Here is a 15,762-nt window from a genome sequence, read left to right on the forward strand (position 1 = left end):
TGTGATGTGTGGGGCCGAAAGATGAACGCTAAAGCTTCCCGCGCCCCGAACCGGGTTTCTGGCTGGATTGCGAAGACCGCCTTTCGCGTACTGATCTGTGCCGGGATGATGGCTCCGCTCGTAACCTCTGCAACTGCCGTGTCGTCGCGCCCACTGACGATCGTCGCCTTCGGCGACAGTCTGACGGCCGGTTACGGCGTCAAAACCAGCGACTCCTTCCCGACCCAGCTTCAGATGGCGCTTCAGGCCAAGGGACACAAGGTCACCGTAACGAATGCCGGCGTTTCGGGCGATACGACGTCGGGCGGACTGGAACGCCTCGACTGGGCGCTCGATCCCAAACCCGACGCCGTCATCATGGAGCTTGGCGCCAACGACGCGCTGCGCGGCATCGATCCGAAAGTCCCGCGCGAAAACCTCGACAAGATGCTGGCCGATCTCAAAGCCAAAGGCATTCCCGTTCTGCTCACCGGCATGAAAGCGCCGAACAACTGGGGCGACGATTACGCCAAAAAATTCGATGCGATCTTTCCGGATCTCGCAAAAAAATACGACGTTCCGCTCTATCCGTTTTTTCTCGAAGGCGTCGCGCTCGATCCCTCATTCACGCAACCCGATGGTCTGCATCCGACGGCCAAAGGCGTTGCCGAAATCGTGAAACGCATTCTGCCTGACGTCGAAGCGCTTATCGCGCGCATCGACCAAAGTGAGACGACAGCAAAAGGGGCTGCGCCTTAAGCCCCGCCTACGAGCAAGGACATCCTGAAATGCCCCGCTTGTTTACGGCCATCGAACTGCCTGACGATATTTGCGACGAGCTGCATCGGTTGCGTATGCCTCTTCCCGGCGCGCGCTGGATTAAACCGGAGAGCTACCACATCACGCTGCGGTTCGCCGGCGACATCGGCAACGTTCAAGCGCGCGAGTTTGCCGACAACCTCGCCCGCATCGAACCTGACGGCTTCGAGCTGCGCTTGTCCGGTCTTGGCGTCTTCGGCGGTGACGATCCGCATTCGATCTGGGCGGGCGTCGAACCCAAACCCGAACTCGAAGACCTCGCCCGCGCCCACGAGAAAGCCGCACGCAATGCCGGTCTTGCGCCCGATACGCGGGCGTTCAAACCGCATGTTACGCTCGCCCGCCTGAAACATTCGAACGTCGATGCCATTGCTCGTTACTTATCGCGCTACGGCGGCTATCGCTCGGAGCCGTTTTTCGTTGCACGAACATTGCTGATGTCCTCGCGCCCAAGCGTAGGCGGCGGGCCGTACGGCGTCGAAGAACGCTTCCCGATGCGCGGCATGGGCTTCCTGGCAGATGAAGGCGAAGGCGACGCGAGCTGGTAACGCGCGACCGCGTCAGCTCATCGTCAGCACGATCTTGCCGGTCGCCTCGCGACGGTCGAGCACACCCAACGCCAACACGATGTCTTCGAGCGGATACGTCGCCTGAACGCGCGGCCTGAGCCGCCCGTCGCGCACCCAGTCCAAGATGCGAACCATATTGGCGCGATGCCCGGCGGGATTGCGCGTCACCGCTTCGCCCCAGAAAACGCCTGCGATCTCCGCGCCACGCAACAGCAGCAGGTTGAGCGGAATTTTTGGAATTTCACCCGCCGCAAACCCGACGACCAGAAAGCGCCCCTCCCACGCCAAAGCCCGCACGAGCGGTTCGGACGCCTCTCCGCCGATGCAATCGTAGACGACGTCCGCGCCGCGGCCGCCAGTGAGATTGCGAACTTCCGTTTTAAGATCCGATCCGGGAAACAAGATCACCTCATCGGCCCCGGCAGCCTTGGCGATTTTCGCTTTTTCATCCGATGACACGACCGCGATGACGCGCGCGCCCATCAGCTTTGCGATCTCCACCGCCGCCTGGCCGGCGCCACCTGCCGCGCCGGTCACGACGACCGTTTCTCCGGCCTTGAGCTGACCGCGATCTGCGAGCCCATGAATCGCCGTGCCGTAGGTCACCGAAAGCCCGGCCGCGACCGTCATCGGCACCCCGTCCGGAATGGGCACCAGCTTGCCGATGTCGACCGCGATGTTTTCCGCCGCCCCGCCCCAATTGACGTAAGCCATCACCGGCTGTTCCACGTGAATCCCGAGATCGTTCGGCCCCACGCTCTCGACCACGCCCGCGATTTCGGCACCCGGCGAAAACGGTAAATCCGGCTTGAATTGATATTTGCCGCGCGTAATCAACGTATCGGCGAAATTGAGACCGACTGCCGCAACCCGGACGATCGCCTGGCCGTCCAGCGGCACCGGCTCCGCCAGCGTCTCGATAACGAGGCCGTTCGGCCCCTCAAGGCTCTTGCAAAGAGCTGCCTTCATATGTGACGTCCCTCGCGCTGCATCTCTCTCTGACACACACGAGCGGAACCCAATGTCAAGAAAAGCGACCACATGGCCGCCGCATCCGAAAGGCTATTTCGCCATCGGCGCCGAACGCATGTCGAAGTCGCTCAATCTCGGTAACCTGATGCGCTCGGCCCATGCTTTCGGGGCAAGCTTTACCTTTACCGTTGGCGCCACCTACAAAGCCGCTGAGGCCTACGCCGACACGTCCAAAAGTCAGTTGCATTTGCCGCATTACAATTGGTCCTCGCTCGACGAGATGGCTCTGCCCGGCGGCTGCAAGCTGGTCGGCATCGAGCTGCTCGACGATGCGATAGATCTGCCGAGCTTCCGCCATCCGCTGCGCGCGGCTTATGTGCTGGGACCCGAGCTCGGCTCGCTGTCCGAACCGCTGATCGAACGCTGCGACTATGTCGTCAAGATCCCGACAGCCTTTTGCGTCAATGTTGCGATGGCCGGCGCTATCGTGATGTATGACCGCATTAAATCGCTGGCTCGGTTTGCCGATCGGCCGATCGGCGAGGGGGGACCTTGAATGCCGAATGTCGGGAAGACCTTAGCTATTCTGTTGTTGGTTGCTGCAGTACCTGGCGGAGGAGCGTTCGGCGCCGAGCAGCAGATGACGCGCGTCAACACCTATGGCGCCTGGTCGTTGATGACCGACACTGCTGATCCGCATCTTTTCTGTTTCATCACCAGCGAGCCGACAGCAAGCCAATCGGGGAGCGTCAATCGCCAGTCGCCTCGGGCCTACATTTCCGCTTGGCCGAAAGACGGCATTCGCGCCGAAGTTAGCTTCCGCATGGGCTTTCGCATCAAGAAAAACACGCCCGGCATGGCGACCGTAAGCCCCGCAGGTTTTCGGCTCTTCGGCTCCGGCGACCGCGTTTACGTCTCCGACTCGACGCGCGAGCTGAAGCTCGTCGAAGCCATGCGCAAAGGCAGCACCATGACCGTCGCGGCGACGCCCGCAAGCGGCGCGACGGTGACGGACACCTATTCTTTGAGCGGTATTGGACAGGCCCTGCAGAAACTCCAGCAAACCTGCTTCTGAACTTACACGCGATGGCGCGCGCGCAAATGCACGTAGATGGCGCCCTCGCCGCCGTGCTGAATAGCAGCCGTCGTGAAGCTGACGACAATCGCGCGCAAATCCGGTTCTTCCAGCCAGCGTGGCACATTGCGTTTCAACACGCCGCGCTCGCGATCCGCTTCACCGATGTGGGCGGCCTGCGAACCCAGCGCCTTGCCCTTGCCTGTGATGATCAGGACATAGCGCAGGCCCCGCGCCTGACAGCTCAGCAGAAATCGCCGTAAAGCCGCATGCGCCTCGTGCTGGCGCATGCCATGCAGATCGACCCGTGCTTCGATGTCGAGACGCCCGCCGCGAATCTTCCGCACGCTATTGCGGTCGAAAAGCGCAAGCTCTGGCGCGGCCGTACGCGACGGCTTGACGGCGGGCACTTCAACGGGCGCCACTTCCGCGCGTTGCTTGCTCGCGGCGCGCTCCACGCGCCCGGCAGCTTTCGGCGCGGCTTTCGGTTTGACGTGCCCGAGTTTGACGGCCTCGCTGGCGGGATGAAAACGGCCCTTGGCGCGCTTCAGCGGCTCGACCGTTGCCGCCGCATAGTGCCAAACCTCATGATCGTCATCGCCGGTCGATCCGCCTTTTTTAGCGCCGGTTCCTTGCCGCTTCTTCACGGCTCCATGCTCGCAGTCTTCGGGTCTGGAACCGCCGGGATGCCATAGTCAGCGCTGGTTTCATTCGGCAGCAATGCATAGAGATGACCGGGTTGCTTCGTAACGCCGGCCCGCCGCCCGGCCTCGGCGCCCGAACCGAAATAGATGTCCCCGCGCTCAGTGCCCTTGATCGCCGAGCCGACATCGTGCGCAACCATCAAGCGGCGAAAAACCTTCGACGTCGTGGCATGCGTGATCCGTGGCGCATCGACATAAATCGGCGTTCCAATCGCGTAGTACGTTGTATCGACGGCGAGGCTCCGTCCGGTCTGCAGCGGAATGCTCATGACACCCATCGGCGCCTTCGCCTCATTGCCTAAAAGCTCCTTGAAGAAGACGTAGGACTTGTTCTTCCACATCACGGGTTTAGCGCGATCTTTGTCTGCTCGAAGATAGCTCTTCAGCGATTTAAGCGACATCTCCTCGGCCGTCATTTGACCGTCGGCGATTAGCGCTTTTCCGATGGATGTGTAGGGATAGCCGTTTTTGCCGTCGTAGGTCACGCGCACTTTTTCGCCGTTCGGCAGTTGGATGCGCCCCGACCCCTGCACCTGCATGAAAAAGACGTCGACCTGGTCCTTGAGATACATGAGTTCAAGCCCATGCCCAGCGAGACCGCCCTCCTCGATCTCGGAGCGCGTCAGATGCGGCTCAAGGCCCTTCGCAGTCTTCCGCTGATGGGTGAAAGACCCCGACTTCGCCCCGCGCTCGCTTTCCGCCACCACATTCACGAGATCGGGCGGACGCTTGTAGATCGGAATCTTATAGATCGCCGTCGGCGTCCGCGATCCCTTGATGACCGGCTCATAATAGCCCGTCAGCAGACCTTCGCTGTCACCACCGCTAATGCGATGCGGCCGGAAGTTCGCTTCAAAGAACTGCCGCGCTTCGCTGCGCGTACGAATGGATTTCGTTTTCGACAGTTCGAGCGCAGTCGAGCAAATGTCGAGAAGGGCCTGCGGTTCTCCGGTGCTTCCTGGTTTGGCAGGACGGGCGCCCGCCCGCAGGACCGGCTTGCAGGAGGCTAAAAAAGCCTTCCACGCCGCCAGATGATCGTCAGCCGCCCAGCCGGGAAGCTCACTGAACGCCATAGGCTCGAACGTAACGGCACTCGGCGGCATCGCAGGCGAAGCTTGAGTTTGAGGTGGAGGTGGAGGTGACGAAGGGTCAGCTAGCGCTGTCTGACCATCAAGGATAAGATTATGGGACAGAAACACCAGCATGGTCGCCATCGCAAGACGGCTGACCAGTAAAAATCTCGGGTGATACGCACACTTGGTCACAAGGCGCCCCCCGGTGCCCGACCCACGCAGTCCTCAAAAACCTCTTAATCGGTGCGCGGCCTACACCGCCCCTCAGAAAAGCACGTACCGCTTAATCGTGACTTAATTTGGCGCCTGCGTCGCGACGAGCCGCCAATTCGGATTGCTCCGGGCCTTCGCCGTCGACACGTCACGGCTGAACGTCCAGATATCCGTCACGTCCTTGATCTTCTGCGCGTCGCCCGCGATGACCTGACCGGCCTTGTCACGCGTTGCCGAGATCAGTTCGCTCATGAAGCGCACCGTCACAGACGCGACACCGTTTTTGACTTCGGCTTCGACGATCTCGGCCTTTTTGATACCGACAAACTGCTGCTCGATCGTCTCCCCACGCGCTTCGCGGTCGGCGATCGCGGTGGTAAATCCATCATAAACTTCCTTGCTCAGAAGGTCTTTCAAGGCCCGGCGATTGCCCTCCGCGAACGCCGACACGATCATCTCGTAAGCGCGTCCGGCGCCGGCCACGAACGACTCGGGATCGAGCGAGGGATCGAGCTTCGCAATATCGAGCAAGCCAGCCGTGACGGCCGGATCCTGTACCGGATAGGCGCGAATTTTTGCTTCGACGCTCGGACCGGACATTTCCGGCGCCGGAGCAGGCGGCATGGGTTCCCGGTCGCGGCGCGGCATCGCGATGACGTCGGCCGACGCCGTTTCGGTCGCCGGACGCTGCGCAGCTTCGCGCTCACGCGTTTTCAGCCGCTCGACGCGCTGCTCGTCCTCATCGGTGCGATGGCCAAGCACGCTCCTGAGCTTGATGATCGCAGCAACCGCGACGACAAGAGCAATCAGCGTTATGAGATCAAATTGGCCGTACATTCTAAAGGTCAGCGCTCCGGTGGGGGACAAGGACAGAGATGCCGGTGGGCACCCGGATCGATTGCCGCAACCCTATCACCTATCTAAGGCTGCGGACGGACGTTTTGAAGATGGCAGCTATAGCACCTTAAGGTTGCCGCGTCTGCCGTCCATCTTTCCGCCTGCGAATGTGACGTTGCCTCATGGTAAGCGCCAAGAGCAACGCAAATAGTGTTGAAACGTCCGCCCCCGCGTCGGGAAGGTGTGTGGCCGCTGACATGCAACCGCGCTAAGGTGTCGCGTTCGTTAGGTAAGAGCATATGTCTCAACCCTTGAAAATCGCCCTGGTCCTCGCGTTCGCAGCCCTTCCGTTGCTGGAAATCGGGCTGCTGATCCGTGTTGGCCAGCTCATCGGCATCTGGTGGCTCGCGGCGATCATTATCGGCACCGGCATTCTCGGCACATATGTCATCCGCCGCGTCGGTCTTTCTGTTTTCGAACGCGCACTGTCGCGCTTGGGATCCGAACGGGAAGGTTTCTCGCCCCTCTTCGATGGCTTCCTCCAGGTTCTCGCCGGGCTGCTTCTGATCTTTCCCGGTCTCATTGCCGATTTCTGCGGCCTGATCCTGCTCGTGCCGCCGATCCGCCGCATCGTCATCCAAACCGGCCTGCTGAAGCTCGTCACGCTATTCCACTATCAGGCTGAGGTCAGCCGCGAGACGTTTCGCGCCAGAGACGATGTTCCGCCCGCCGATGCCGACGGCATCGTGATCGAAGGCGAATATGAGCGCGTCAGCGAGCGGCCTATTCGCCCCGGCAGATCCGTCCAGCCGCGCCGATCCCGCTCATAGCGACACGTGTTTCGGGAAAGCCTTGCAAGCGCATTTGATTGCGTCACCCGGATCGACGTGCTAGCGACCCCGCATCAAAATTTAAGTATCGCGACGCCGCGGGAGGGGATCCATGGCCGACAACGAAAACAATGGAAACGGCGCAGCGAACGACGGGCAGGTTCCGATCCAAGCCAAGATCGTCAACCAATACATCAAGGATCTCTCGTTCGAGAATCCGAACGTCCACAAGCTGATTGCCGGCGCCGGCGATCAGCCGAACCTTCAGGTCGAGGTTAACGTCGCCGCCCAGCGCATCAACGGCGATCTCTACGAGACCGCAATCGAGTTCAAGGCGACCGCAACGAACAACCTCGGCACGATCTACGTGCTCGAAACGGTCTACGCCGGACTGCTGAAAATCGACAGCATTCCCGATGGGGCGCTTGAGCCGTTCCTGCTGATTTCCGGCCCGGCGATGATCTTCCCGTTCCTGCGCCGTCTCGTCGCCGACATCACCCGCGAAGGCGGTTTCCCGCCGCTGCTTCTCGATCCGATCGACTTCGGCGGTCTTTACGTTCAGCGCCAACGTCAGCGCGCTCAGTCGGCCGGCCGCGCCGACGCCTGATCGACGTCACGCCGACGTTTTATTCCAGAAGTTGAGCCAAAGCGCCGGCGTCTTCATTTTCTCAATAAACGACTGGTGCGCGGCGATGTCGGCCTCGCCAATGCGCGGCGGTAGCGGCTCCGGCCGAACCGCCGCGAGAGTGCGTCCTGCACCGGGCCGCAGGCCGCTTGCTTTCGCGCCGACGGTCTGCAATCCGAGCGCCGCCTGACGTTCGCCGAGCAGCTCGACGTAAACTTCCGCCAGCAGCAAACTGTCGACGAGCGCGCCATGCTTCGTGCGAACGGAATTGTCGATGGAATAGCGTTTGCACAACCCGTCGAGCGTATTCGGACCCGCCGGATGGCGACGCCGCGCGATCGCAAGCGTATCGACCACGCGCTCGAAGCTGATCGGCTTCTCGCCGACAAGCCCCAGCTCGTAATTGAGAAACATGATGTCGAATTGCGCGTTGTGAATGACGAGAACGTCATCCGCCAGAAACGCCAGCAGGTCGCGCACCACGTCCTTGAACAGCGGCTTGTCGAACAGGAACTCCGTCGCGATGCCGTGAATCTCTTGCGCTTCCCTCGGCACGTCGCGCTGCGGATTAATGAAGCGATGAAACTCGCGTCCTGTCGGAATGCGGTTGATCATCTCGATACCGCCGACTTCAATCAGGCGATGACCCTTTTTCGGATCGAGGCCCGTTGTTTCCGTGTCGAGAACGATTTCGCGCATTCTGGTCCTTCAAGCCTGGCGTCAATCGCGCCAGAACTGCTCGTAGGCCGTGGCGCTCAAGGCCGGTAGTTTAGTGATGACGACGTCGATTTGGCTGTTGCAGTTTTCGACCGATCCGCTGGTGTCCACAACGAAATCGGCGCGGATCTGCTTTTCGGCTTCCGAAAGCTGGCGTGCCACCACGGTTTCGAATTTCTCGTCCGTCATTCCCGCACGTGCAAGCACCCGCGCGCGCTGAACCTCACGCGAAGCGGTAACGACGATGATCGCATCGACATGCTCATCGCGCCCGGCTTCGAGAAACAGCGGCACTTCGAGAACGGCAAGCTCCGAACCATGGTGGTATTCGGCCTGCAGGAATTTGCGCTCAGCCTCATGCACGCGCGGATGCACGATGGCCTCGAGCTCTTTGAATCGATGTGGCGCAGCGAGCAGATGTTCGGTGAGTTTAGCGCGATCGACCGCGCCGTTCGTCAGCGATCCCGGAAATGCCTTTTCGATTTCGTCAGCCAGCGGCCCGGCATAAAGCCGATGCACCTCCGCGTCGGCATCGAACACTGCGATCCCGCGCGCGCGAAACCGCGCTGCGGCTGTCGATTTGCCCATACCGATCGACCCGGTCAGTCCCACGACGCGCATTCATCCCTCGCGAATATGGTCAGCAACGAGGGTATAAAGCTCGGAGGAAACCTCAGGCCGGACCCCGAACCATTTTTCAAATCCGGGAACAGCCTGATGGAGCAGCATGCCGAGACCGTCGACCCCCACCAATCCATGCGTGCGTGCGGACTTTAAGAGCGGAGTTTCCAACGGGACGTAAACAAGATCAGCGACAACAGCGTCCTTTTTGCCAGAGCGGAAGTCGATCTCGGGATCGCCGACGCCATTCATACCGAGAGTTGTCGTATTAACGATAAGAGATGCTTCCGCGACGTGATTATTCCGGACATCCCACGCCCACGCGGACACCCCTGCGCCGAAGTGCCGCGCAATGTCTTCCGCCCGGTCAAGGGTGCGGTTAAAGACGCGAATATCGCTCCGCCCGCTGTCTAAAAGACCATAGATGACAGCCCGCGCCGAGCCGCCCGCACCAAGCACCAGAACCGGCCCATCGACCGCGCGCCAACCCGGCGCACGCCAATCAAGATTGGCCATAAACCCGTAGGTATCGGTGTTCGTGCAAGCGAGCGCATCGCCCTCGAACCAAAGCGTGTTCGCGGCGCCGATCGCCACCGCGGACGCATCCTTGATGTCTGCCGATCCGAACGCGCGCTCCTTATGCGGAACGGTGACGTTGCAGCCGAGGAACCCGCGCTCTTTCATCGTGGCAAGAAACGTCACGAGATCTTTCGGCTCGACAGGCTCCTTCGTATAGAAACCTTCGATCCCATACTTGCGTAGCCAATAGCCGTGAATGAGCGGTGATCGCGACTGCGCAATCGGCCAGCCGATGACACATGCTTTCTTCATGCCGTGATCATCTCTTCATCACGCAGACGCTGCAGCAGCGGCAACAGCGGAATGCCGAGGATCGTGAAATAATCGCCCTCGATCCGCTCGAAAAGCTGCACGCCGGTGCCTTCGAGCTCATAGCATCCGACGCTCGCCAACGCCCGATCCCCCATGCGTTCGAGATAGGCCCCTAGAAACTCGTCGGAGAAATCGCGCACCGTCATTCCGGCGACCGCCAGCGTCTGCCAGTGTACGACGCCGTTGCGTGCAAGCGCCACTGCAGAAACGAGATCGTGCGTGCGTCCGCGCATCATCGTCAAATGATCGCGCGCTTCCAGCATCGTCTCAGCCTTGGAAAAAATCTTGCCGCCGAGCACCAGAACCTGATCGGCGCCGATCACCAATGCTTCCCGATGCAGTTCCGACACGGCGCGGGCTTTCTCGGCTGCCAGCACGCTTGCGATATCGCTCGCTTCGGCTCCCATCGTTTCTTCGAGAATGGCTGTGCGAATGGCGGCTTCGTCGATTTGTGCTGGAACGACATCGAACGTCAATCCAGCGGCTTCGAGCAATGCTTTGCGCGCCGCGCTTCCAGACGCGAGCACGAGGCGCGTTGATTCAGGCATTGGACGGTTCCACCTCCGGTCGCGTACCGGATTTCCGGTCTTGCAAAAGTTTCAGAATCATCGTGGCTGATTCCTCGATCGAACGACGCGTCACGTCGATGATCGGCCAGCCGTGTTGTGCCGCAAGTTTTCGCGTATACGCAATCTCCGCTGAGATCGTATCGCGATCGACATAGGTTTCGAGATCGCGGTCGGCCATCAGAATTGCGCGATTGCGGCGCACGTCCGCAATGCGATCGACGTTCGCGATCAGGCAGACGATGAACGCCGTATGCGGCTGCAACAATTGCTCCGGCAGCGGCACTTGCGGCACCAGCGGCAAGTTCGTGGTCTTGTAACCGCGCTGGGCGAGATAGAGCGACGTCGGCGTCTTTGATGTGCGCGAAATACCGAGCAGCACGATATCGGCATCATCGAGATTGTCGGGCAGCCGGCCGTCGTCATGCGCCATAGTGAAATTCATCGCATCGATGCGGCGGAAGTAGTCGGCGTCGAGTACATGCTGGCCCGCGACTGTCGGCGTCTGCGGTGCGCCAAGATAGCTTTCGAAAACTTTCATGATCGGTTGCAATACGGCGAGGCACGGAATCTTGAGTCGCTGACAATGCGCTTCAAGCTCGGCCACCAGCGTCGTATTGACGATGGTATAGAGAACGATGCCGGGCTCCTGCTCGATATCGGCCAGCACGCGTTTCAATTGCCGCTGCGTTCGCACCAGCGGATGCACATGCTCGATGGCGCGAATGTTCTGATACTGCACCGTCGCCGCTTTTGCGATCGCCACCAGTGTTTCACCGGTCGAATCCGAGACGAGATGCATGTGAAAGAGGCTCGGCAGCGTCATGGCGATGATCTCTGGAAAATGACGCCCGGCGGCATGTTCAAAACTCGCATGTTATCCCCTGCCCCCGTGGACGACCCATCGGTTGAGAGAACAACCATCCTCTCGCCCACGGCGATACCCACATCCTGGCAAAAGGGAAAGATGTTGTTCAGCGAATGGCCGTCCAAAGGAACAACCAAGCTCTCCTGGCCTCGTCTGCCTGTTCTTAACAGGATGTCCCTTCGGGTTGGCGGCACACATTACCTGCAAGGCCTTGATTAATGGGCGTCTTAAGGCCCTATTGCGCCAGCCGCCCCACAAGCGCTACGCCTCGTGCTACACGATCCGGCAATGGGATACCTTGTGGATGACGCGTGGATCGCTAGCCGATCCCCGATCCTCCCCGGCCTAAGAGTCAAAAAAATAAGCTTCAAGAAAATTTATCTGATCTGAAGTGAAGGGAAGAACGAAGGTGCGCGACCTGAAATCCGAACTGCTCGACAAGCGCTTCCTGCAACCGTTTGCGAGCAAGGCCGTCACACCGCCTCCAGTCTGGCTGATGCGGCAAGCCGGCCGCTACCTGCCGGAATACCGCCAGGTCCGCACCGAAGCCGGCAGCTTCCTCGATCTCTGCTACACGCCAGATCTCGCCGCTGAAGTGACGTTGCAGCCGATCCGTCGTTTCGGCTTCGATGCCGCGATCCTGTTTTCCGATATTCTCGTCGTGCCCGATGCGCTGGGCCAGAGCGTTCGCTTCGCCGAAGGCGAAGGTCCGCGCCTTGATCCGATCAAATCCGTTGCTGGCCTCGCCCGACTCGCCCTATCGAACACCAACGACAAGTTCGCGCTCGTTTGCGAAACGGTCCAGCGGCTGAGCGAAGCACTGCCGCGCGAAACAGCTTTGATCGGATTTTGTGGGGCACCGTGGACCGTCGCGACATACATGGCCGAAGGCAAAGGTTCATCGGACCAAGCAGCGGCACGAGGCTGGGCCTATCGCGATCCGGCAGGCTTTCAGCAACTCATCGATATCCTGACGGAAACGTCGATCGTCTACCTCACTGGGCAAATTGATGCCGGCGCCAATGCGATTCAGATCTTCGACAGTTGGGCTGGAAGCCTTGCCGAAAACGAATTTGCGCGCTGGGTCATCGCACCGACTGCCCGCATCGTTCGTGCGATCCGCGAACGCTTCCCCGCTGTTCCGATCATCGGCTTTCCGCGCGGCGCCGCGGCTTCGTTGCAAACCTATATCGACGGAACCGACGTCGATGGCGTCAGCTGCGACACATCTTGCCCGCTGAGCGTAATGCAGACGATCGCAAGAACAGGCAAAGCCGTGCAGGGCAATCTTGATCCGCTGTTGCTCGTGACGGGCGGCGATGCCCTCGACCAGCGTGTCGACACGATTTGCGAAACGATGGCCGGGCTGCCATTCGTCTTCAACCTCGGACACGGCATCGTTCCAGAGACACCGCCTGAAAATGTTACGCGGCTCGTCGCGCGTGTGCGCAAAGCATCGTGAGGCACGTCATGGCGGAAACAACCAGTGGACGAACCGTAGCCATCCGCGCCGGCGTCGCCCTTGCCGTCACAGCGATTGCAGCCGCGGCGATGATGCTGATTTTCGGCGACGCGGCTTACCTTTGGATCAAGGCGCTCCACGTCATCGCGATCATCGCCTGGATGGCGGGCATGCTCTATTTACCGCGCCTCTTTGTCTATCATGCCGATGCGCCGGTCGGTTCGCCTCAGTCTGAGACTTTTAAAATCATGGAGGCGCGCCTCCTCAATATCATTACGACGCCCGCGATGGTGGTGGCCTGGGTCCTGGGTCTATGGCTAGCCTGGCAGGGTGCTTTCTGGTCGGCGCCTTGGTTGCATGCAAAATTGGCGCTTGTCCTTGCGCTTTCCGGGTTGCATGGCTACCTCTCTGCTGCCACCCGCGCCTTCCGCGAAGACCGGAACACGAAACCGGCGCGCCACTGGCGAATCGTCAACGAGATCCCGACCGTACTGATGATCGGGATTGTCATCCTTGTGATTGTAAAGCCGTTTTGACACTTTCCAGATCGGTGCCGATCTGCTATACAAGCCATGTCCTCATTGGATTTTGGCAGACGGCACGTTTCGACGTTTTAATGCGTCAACGCTCGCTGGGTTATGACGGGGCGCCCGCCTCGTCGCCGTCGTGCCAGGCTCATTCACCCCACCTCACCACCCGATTCCGCTGACATGCGGCGCTCCGTGGAGTTCTTTTTCAATGAAGCAAATGAAGCTCGAGGATTTGAAGCGGAAGTCTCCCGCTGAGCTCGTCACCTTCGCCGAAGAGGCCGGTGTCGAGAATGCCTCGACCCTGCGCAAGCAGGAATTGATGTTCGCGACGCTGAAGCAGCTCGCGACGCAGGAGACTGAAATTACCGCGACGGGCGTCGTCGAAGTTCTGCAGGACGGCTTCGGTTTCCTGCGCTCGCCGGAAGCGAACTATCTTCCTGGCCCCGACGACATCTATGTGTCGCCCTCGCAGATCCGCCGCTTTGCACTCCGCACCGGCGACACCGTCGAAGGCCAGATCCGCTCCCCCAAGGAGGGTGAGCGCTACTTCGCGCTTCTCAAGGTTTCGAACATCAACTTCGAAGACCCCGAGAAGGCGAAGCACAAGAGCCACTTCGACAACCTGACGCCACTTTATCCGACGAAGTGGCTGAAGCTCGAAATCGAAGACCCGACGATCAAGGATCTGTCCCCGCGTGTCATCGATATTGTCTCGCCGATTGGCAAAGGGCAGCGCGGACTGATCGTGGCACCGCCGCGAACCGGCAAGACGGTTCTGTTGCAGAACATCGCCCATTCGATCTCCGTCAATCATCCGGAATGCTACCTGATCGTTCTTCTGATCGATGAACGGCCTGAAGAAGTCACCGACATGCAGCGCTCGGTGAAGGGCGAGGTTATCTCCTCCACATTCGACGAGCCGCCCTCACGCCATGTCCAGGTTTCGGAAATGGTCATCGAGAAGGCTAAACGTCTCGTTGAGCATAAGAGGGACGTCATCATCCTGCTGGATTCGATTACGCGCTTGGGTCGTGCCTACAACACAGTTGTGCCGTCATCCGGCAAGGTGCTGACCGGCGGCGTTGATTCCAACGCGCTACAGAGGCCGAAGCGCTTCTTCGGCGCGGCTCGCAATATCGAAGAAGGCGGCTCGCTGACCATCATCGCGACGGCGCTCGTCGATACAGGTTCGCGCATGGACGAAGTTATTTTCGAAGAGTTCAAGGGTACCGGCAACTCGGAAATCATTCTGGACCGCAAGGTCTCCGACAAGCGCGTCTTCCCGGCGATCGATGTGGCCCGCTCGGGCACCCGCAAGGAAGACCTGCTCATTCCGAAGGATCAGCTCAAGAAGGTCTATGTGCTCCGCCGCATCCTCAACCCGATGGGCACGATGGACGGCATCGAGTTCCTCATCGACAAGCTGCGCTCGACCAAGACCAATGGCGAGTTCTTCCAGTCGATGAATACATAAGCAGCTACAACGATTCACGTGAAAAAGGCCGCTGCATCCAAGCGGCCTTTTTTCTTGCGCTTGCCGTTCCATTCAGACCTAGCCGAAATGACGGGCAACGATCCGACCGACATCAGCCAGCAGCGGATCCCGGTCCGCAGGCTTCGCTGCGACACCGGTCGAATAGGCTGCGACCAGCAGCGGCTTTTTATTTGGCCGCTGAATGATGGCGACGTCATTGGCTGTTCCGTTCGCGCCGCTTCCGGTTTTATCGCCGCTGGTCCAGCCGGCCGGCAGACCAGCTGGAATACGTCGCGCTGCCGTCTTGCAGCCATTCAACCAGCCCAAAAGTCTCGCTCGTGAGTTCGCAGCCAACGCATCTCCGAGCACCAGCGCGTTGAGATCGGCGAGCATCGCCGCTGGCGTTGTCGTGTCGCGCGGATCGCCGGGAATGCAGGTGTTGGCATCGGGCTCGAACCGATCGATTCGTGTCACCTCATCACCCAGAGAACGAACGTAGCGTGTCGCGCCGTCTGGCCCGCCAACTGCTTTGAGAATGAGATTGGCGGCGGTGTTGTCACCGTACTCGATCGCCGCCGCGCAAAGATCGCTCATCGTCATGCCGCCTTTGCCGACGGCTGTCTTTGTCACCGGCGCATAATCGAGAAGATCGCTGGCCTGAAAGGAAATCCATCGGTCCAGCCGCTCAGAACCCATGTCGACGTTGTGCAGAACGGCGCCAACGATAAGAAGTTTGAATGTGCTGCACATCGGAAAGCGCTCGTCGGTACGATAGGCCATGCGCTCGCCCGATCCGCTATCGCGTACCGCGACGCCGAGCCGGCCGCCGTATTGTCTCTCCAAGACCTCAAACGGATTTTCGTCGCCGCGCGCAGACGATCCCATGACGAGCGCTGCGGTCGTGAGAATGAAGGCGCGGCGATCCAATGACAGCTCC

19 protein-coding genes are annotated in these 15,762 nt (G+C 60.1%); 9 read left to right on the forward strand and 10 right to left on the reverse strand.

Annotated features, from left to right (window positions below; translation table 11 throughout):
* Nucleotides 1-21 precede the first annotated feature (21 nt).
* Both RLW55_RS05590 and thpR read left to right on the forward strand, forming a co-directional pair.
* Nucleotides 22-738 (forward strand): arylesterase, encoded by a 717-nt coding sequence (locus tag RLW55_RS05590; RefSeq protein WP_414464275.1) that lies wholly within the window; start codon nt 22-24, stop codon nt 736-738.
* Nucleotides 739-767: 29 nt separating this feature from the next.
* Nucleotides 768-1,346: an RNA 2',3'-cyclic phosphodiesterase gene (thpR, locus tag RLW55_RS05595; protein WP_423415821.1), complete on the forward strand. Its 579-nt coding sequence runs from the start codon at nt 768-770 to the stop codon at nt 1,344-1,346.
* A 12-nt stretch (nt 1,347-1,358) separates the two neighbouring features.
* Here thpR and RLW55_RS05600 read toward each other — a convergent pair whose 3' ends face one another.
* Nucleotides 1,359-2,336, reverse strand: coding sequence for an NADPH:quinone oxidoreductase family protein (locus tag RLW55_RS05600; protein ID WP_423415822.1), 978 nt, complete (start codon nt 2,334-2,336; stop codon nt 1,359-1,361).
* A gap of 52 nt (nt 2,337-2,388) precedes the next feature.
* On the opposite strand from RLW55_RS05600, the gene RLW55_RS05605 reads away from it, so the two are divergent.
* Both RLW55_RS05605 and RLW55_RS05610 read left to right on the forward strand, forming a co-directional pair.
* On the forward strand, nt 2,389-2,895 hold the full coding sequence (locus RLW55_RS05605; protein WP_013950169.1) for an RNA methyltransferase: 507 nt from the start codon (nt 2,389-2,391) through the stop codon (nt 2,893-2,895).
* On the forward strand, nt 2,896-3,414 hold the full coding sequence (locus RLW55_RS05610; protein WP_013950168.1) for an invasion associated locus B family protein: 519 nt from the start codon (nt 2,896-2,898) through the stop codon (nt 3,412-3,414).
* A gap of 2 nt (nt 3,415-3,416) precedes the next feature.
* Here the strand turns inward: RLW55_RS05610 and RLW55_RS05615 are convergent, their stop codons facing one another.
* The 3 genes from RLW55_RS05615 to RLW55_RS05625 all read right to left on the reverse strand — a co-directional run bounded on the left by RLW55_RS05615 (nt 3,417) and on the right by RLW55_RS05625 (nt 6,241).
* Nucleotides 3,417-4,061: a Smr/MutS family protein gene (locus RLW55_RS05615; RefSeq protein ID WP_423415823.1), complete on the reverse strand. Its 645-nt coding sequence runs from the start codon at nt 4,059-4,061 to the stop codon at nt 3,417-3,419.
* The gene (locus RLW55_RS05620) at nt 4,058-5,221 is read right to left on the reverse strand and encodes a murein transglycosylase A (RefSeq protein ID WP_423415824.1); all 1,164 of its coding nucleotides are present in this window, start codon (nt 5,219-5,221) and stop codon (nt 4,058-4,060) included. Before RLW55_RS05620 ends, RLW55_RS05615 begins: the two co-directional genes overlap by 4 nt.
* A 264-nt stretch (nt 5,222-5,485) precedes the next feature.
* Nucleotides 5,486-6,241 carry a Tim44/TimA family putative adaptor protein gene (locus RLW55_RS05625; protein WP_409561515.1) on the reverse strand — a complete coding sequence of 252 codons (756 nt, stop codon included), beginning with the start codon at nt 6,239-6,241 and terminating at the stop codon, nt 5,486-5,488.
* Between the two features lie 299 nt (nt 6,242-6,540).
* Between RLW55_RS05625 and RLW55_RS05630 the strand changes: the two genes are divergently transcribed.
* Together RLW55_RS05630 and secB are read left to right on the forward strand one after the other, a co-directional pair.
* Entirely contained in the window at nt 6,541-7,071 is a 531-nt protein-coding gene (locus tag RLW55_RS05630) for an FxsA family protein (RefSeq protein ID WP_409561514.1), read from the forward strand.
* A 112-nt stretch (nt 7,072-7,183) separates the two neighbouring features.
* Nucleotides 7,184-7,678 carry a protein-export chaperone SecB gene (gene secB / locus RLW55_RS05635; RefSeq protein ID WP_409561513.1) on the forward strand — a complete coding sequence of 165 codons (495 nt, stop codon included), beginning with the start codon at nt 7,184-7,186 and terminating at the stop codon, nt 7,676-7,678.
* A gap of 6 nt (nt 7,679-7,684) precedes the next feature.
* Here the strand turns inward: secB and dnaQ are convergent, their stop codons facing one another.
* The 5 genes from dnaQ to RLW55_RS05660 are packed head-to-tail and all read right to left on the reverse strand — an operon-like array spanning nt 7,685 to nt 11,317.
* Nucleotides 7,685-8,395, reverse strand: coding sequence for a DNA polymerase III subunit epsilon (dnaQ, locus tag RLW55_RS05640; RefSeq protein ID WP_423415825.1), 711 nt, complete (start codon nt 8,393-8,395; stop codon nt 7,685-7,687).
* 21 nt (nt 8,396-8,416) lie between these two features.
* Nucleotides 8,417-9,034 carry a dephospho-CoA kinase gene (gene coaE, locus RLW55_RS05645; protein WP_409561511.1) on the reverse strand — a complete coding sequence of 206 codons (618 nt, stop codon included), beginning with the start codon at nt 9,032-9,034 and terminating at the stop codon, nt 8,417-8,419.
* Complete coding sequence (locus RLW55_RS05650; protein WP_409561510.1) at nt 9,035-9,865, reverse strand: shikimate dehydrogenase; 831 nt, start codon at nt 9,863-9,865, stop codon at nt 9,035-9,037.
* Nucleotides 9,862-10,473, reverse strand: a complete 612-nt coding sequence (locus RLW55_RS05655; protein WP_409561509.1) for a Maf family nucleotide pyrophosphatase — start codon at nt 10,471-10,473, stop codon at nt 9,862-9,864. Before RLW55_RS05655 ends, RLW55_RS05650 begins: the two co-directional genes overlap by 4 nt.
* On the reverse strand, nt 10,466-11,317 hold the full coding sequence (locus RLW55_RS05660) for a pyruvate, water dikinase regulatory protein (protein WP_409561508.1): 852 nt from the start codon (nt 11,315-11,317) through the stop codon (nt 10,466-10,468). The genes RLW55_RS05655 and RLW55_RS05660 overlap by 8 nt, the downstream gene beginning before the upstream one ends.
* Nucleotides 11,318-11,768: 451 nt before the next feature.
* On the opposite strand from RLW55_RS05660, the gene hemE reads away from it, so the two are divergent.
* From hemE to rho, 3 genes are all read left to right on the forward strand, one after another.
* Entirely contained in the window at nt 11,769-12,821 is a 1,053-nt protein-coding gene (hemE, locus tag RLW55_RS05665; protein ID WP_423415826.1) for a uroporphyrinogen decarboxylase, read from the forward strand.
* An 8-nt stretch (nt 12,822-12,829) separates the two neighbouring features.
* Nucleotides 12,830-13,357 carry a protoporphyrinogen oxidase HemJ gene (hemJ, locus tag RLW55_RS05670; protein ID WP_409561506.1) on the forward strand — a complete coding sequence of 176 codons (528 nt, stop codon included), beginning with the start codon at nt 12,830-12,832 and terminating at the stop codon, nt 13,355-13,357.
* Between the two features lie 202 nt (nt 13,358-13,559).
* Nucleotides 13,560-14,825 (forward strand): transcription termination factor Rho, encoded by a 1,266-nt coding sequence (gene rho / locus RLW55_RS05675; protein WP_013950154.1) that lies wholly within the window; start codon nt 13,560-13,562, stop codon nt 14,823-14,825.
* Between the two features lie 78 nt (nt 14,826-14,903).
* Here rho and bla read toward each other — a convergent pair whose 3' ends face one another.
* Nucleotides 14,904-15,752 carry a class A beta-lactamase gene (bla, locus tag RLW55_RS05680; RefSeq protein ID WP_423415827.1) on the reverse strand — a complete coding sequence of 283 codons (849 nt, stop codon included), beginning with the start codon at nt 15,750-15,752 and terminating at the stop codon, nt 14,904-14,906.
* Nucleotides 15,753-15,762 lie beyond the last annotated feature (10 nt).

Origin of the sequence: Hyphomicrobium sp. B1 (assembly GCF_049532635.1) — a bacterium.
Lineage (GTDB): Bacteria > Pseudomonadota > Alphaproteobacteria > Rhizobiales > Hyphomicrobiaceae > Hyphomicrobium_B.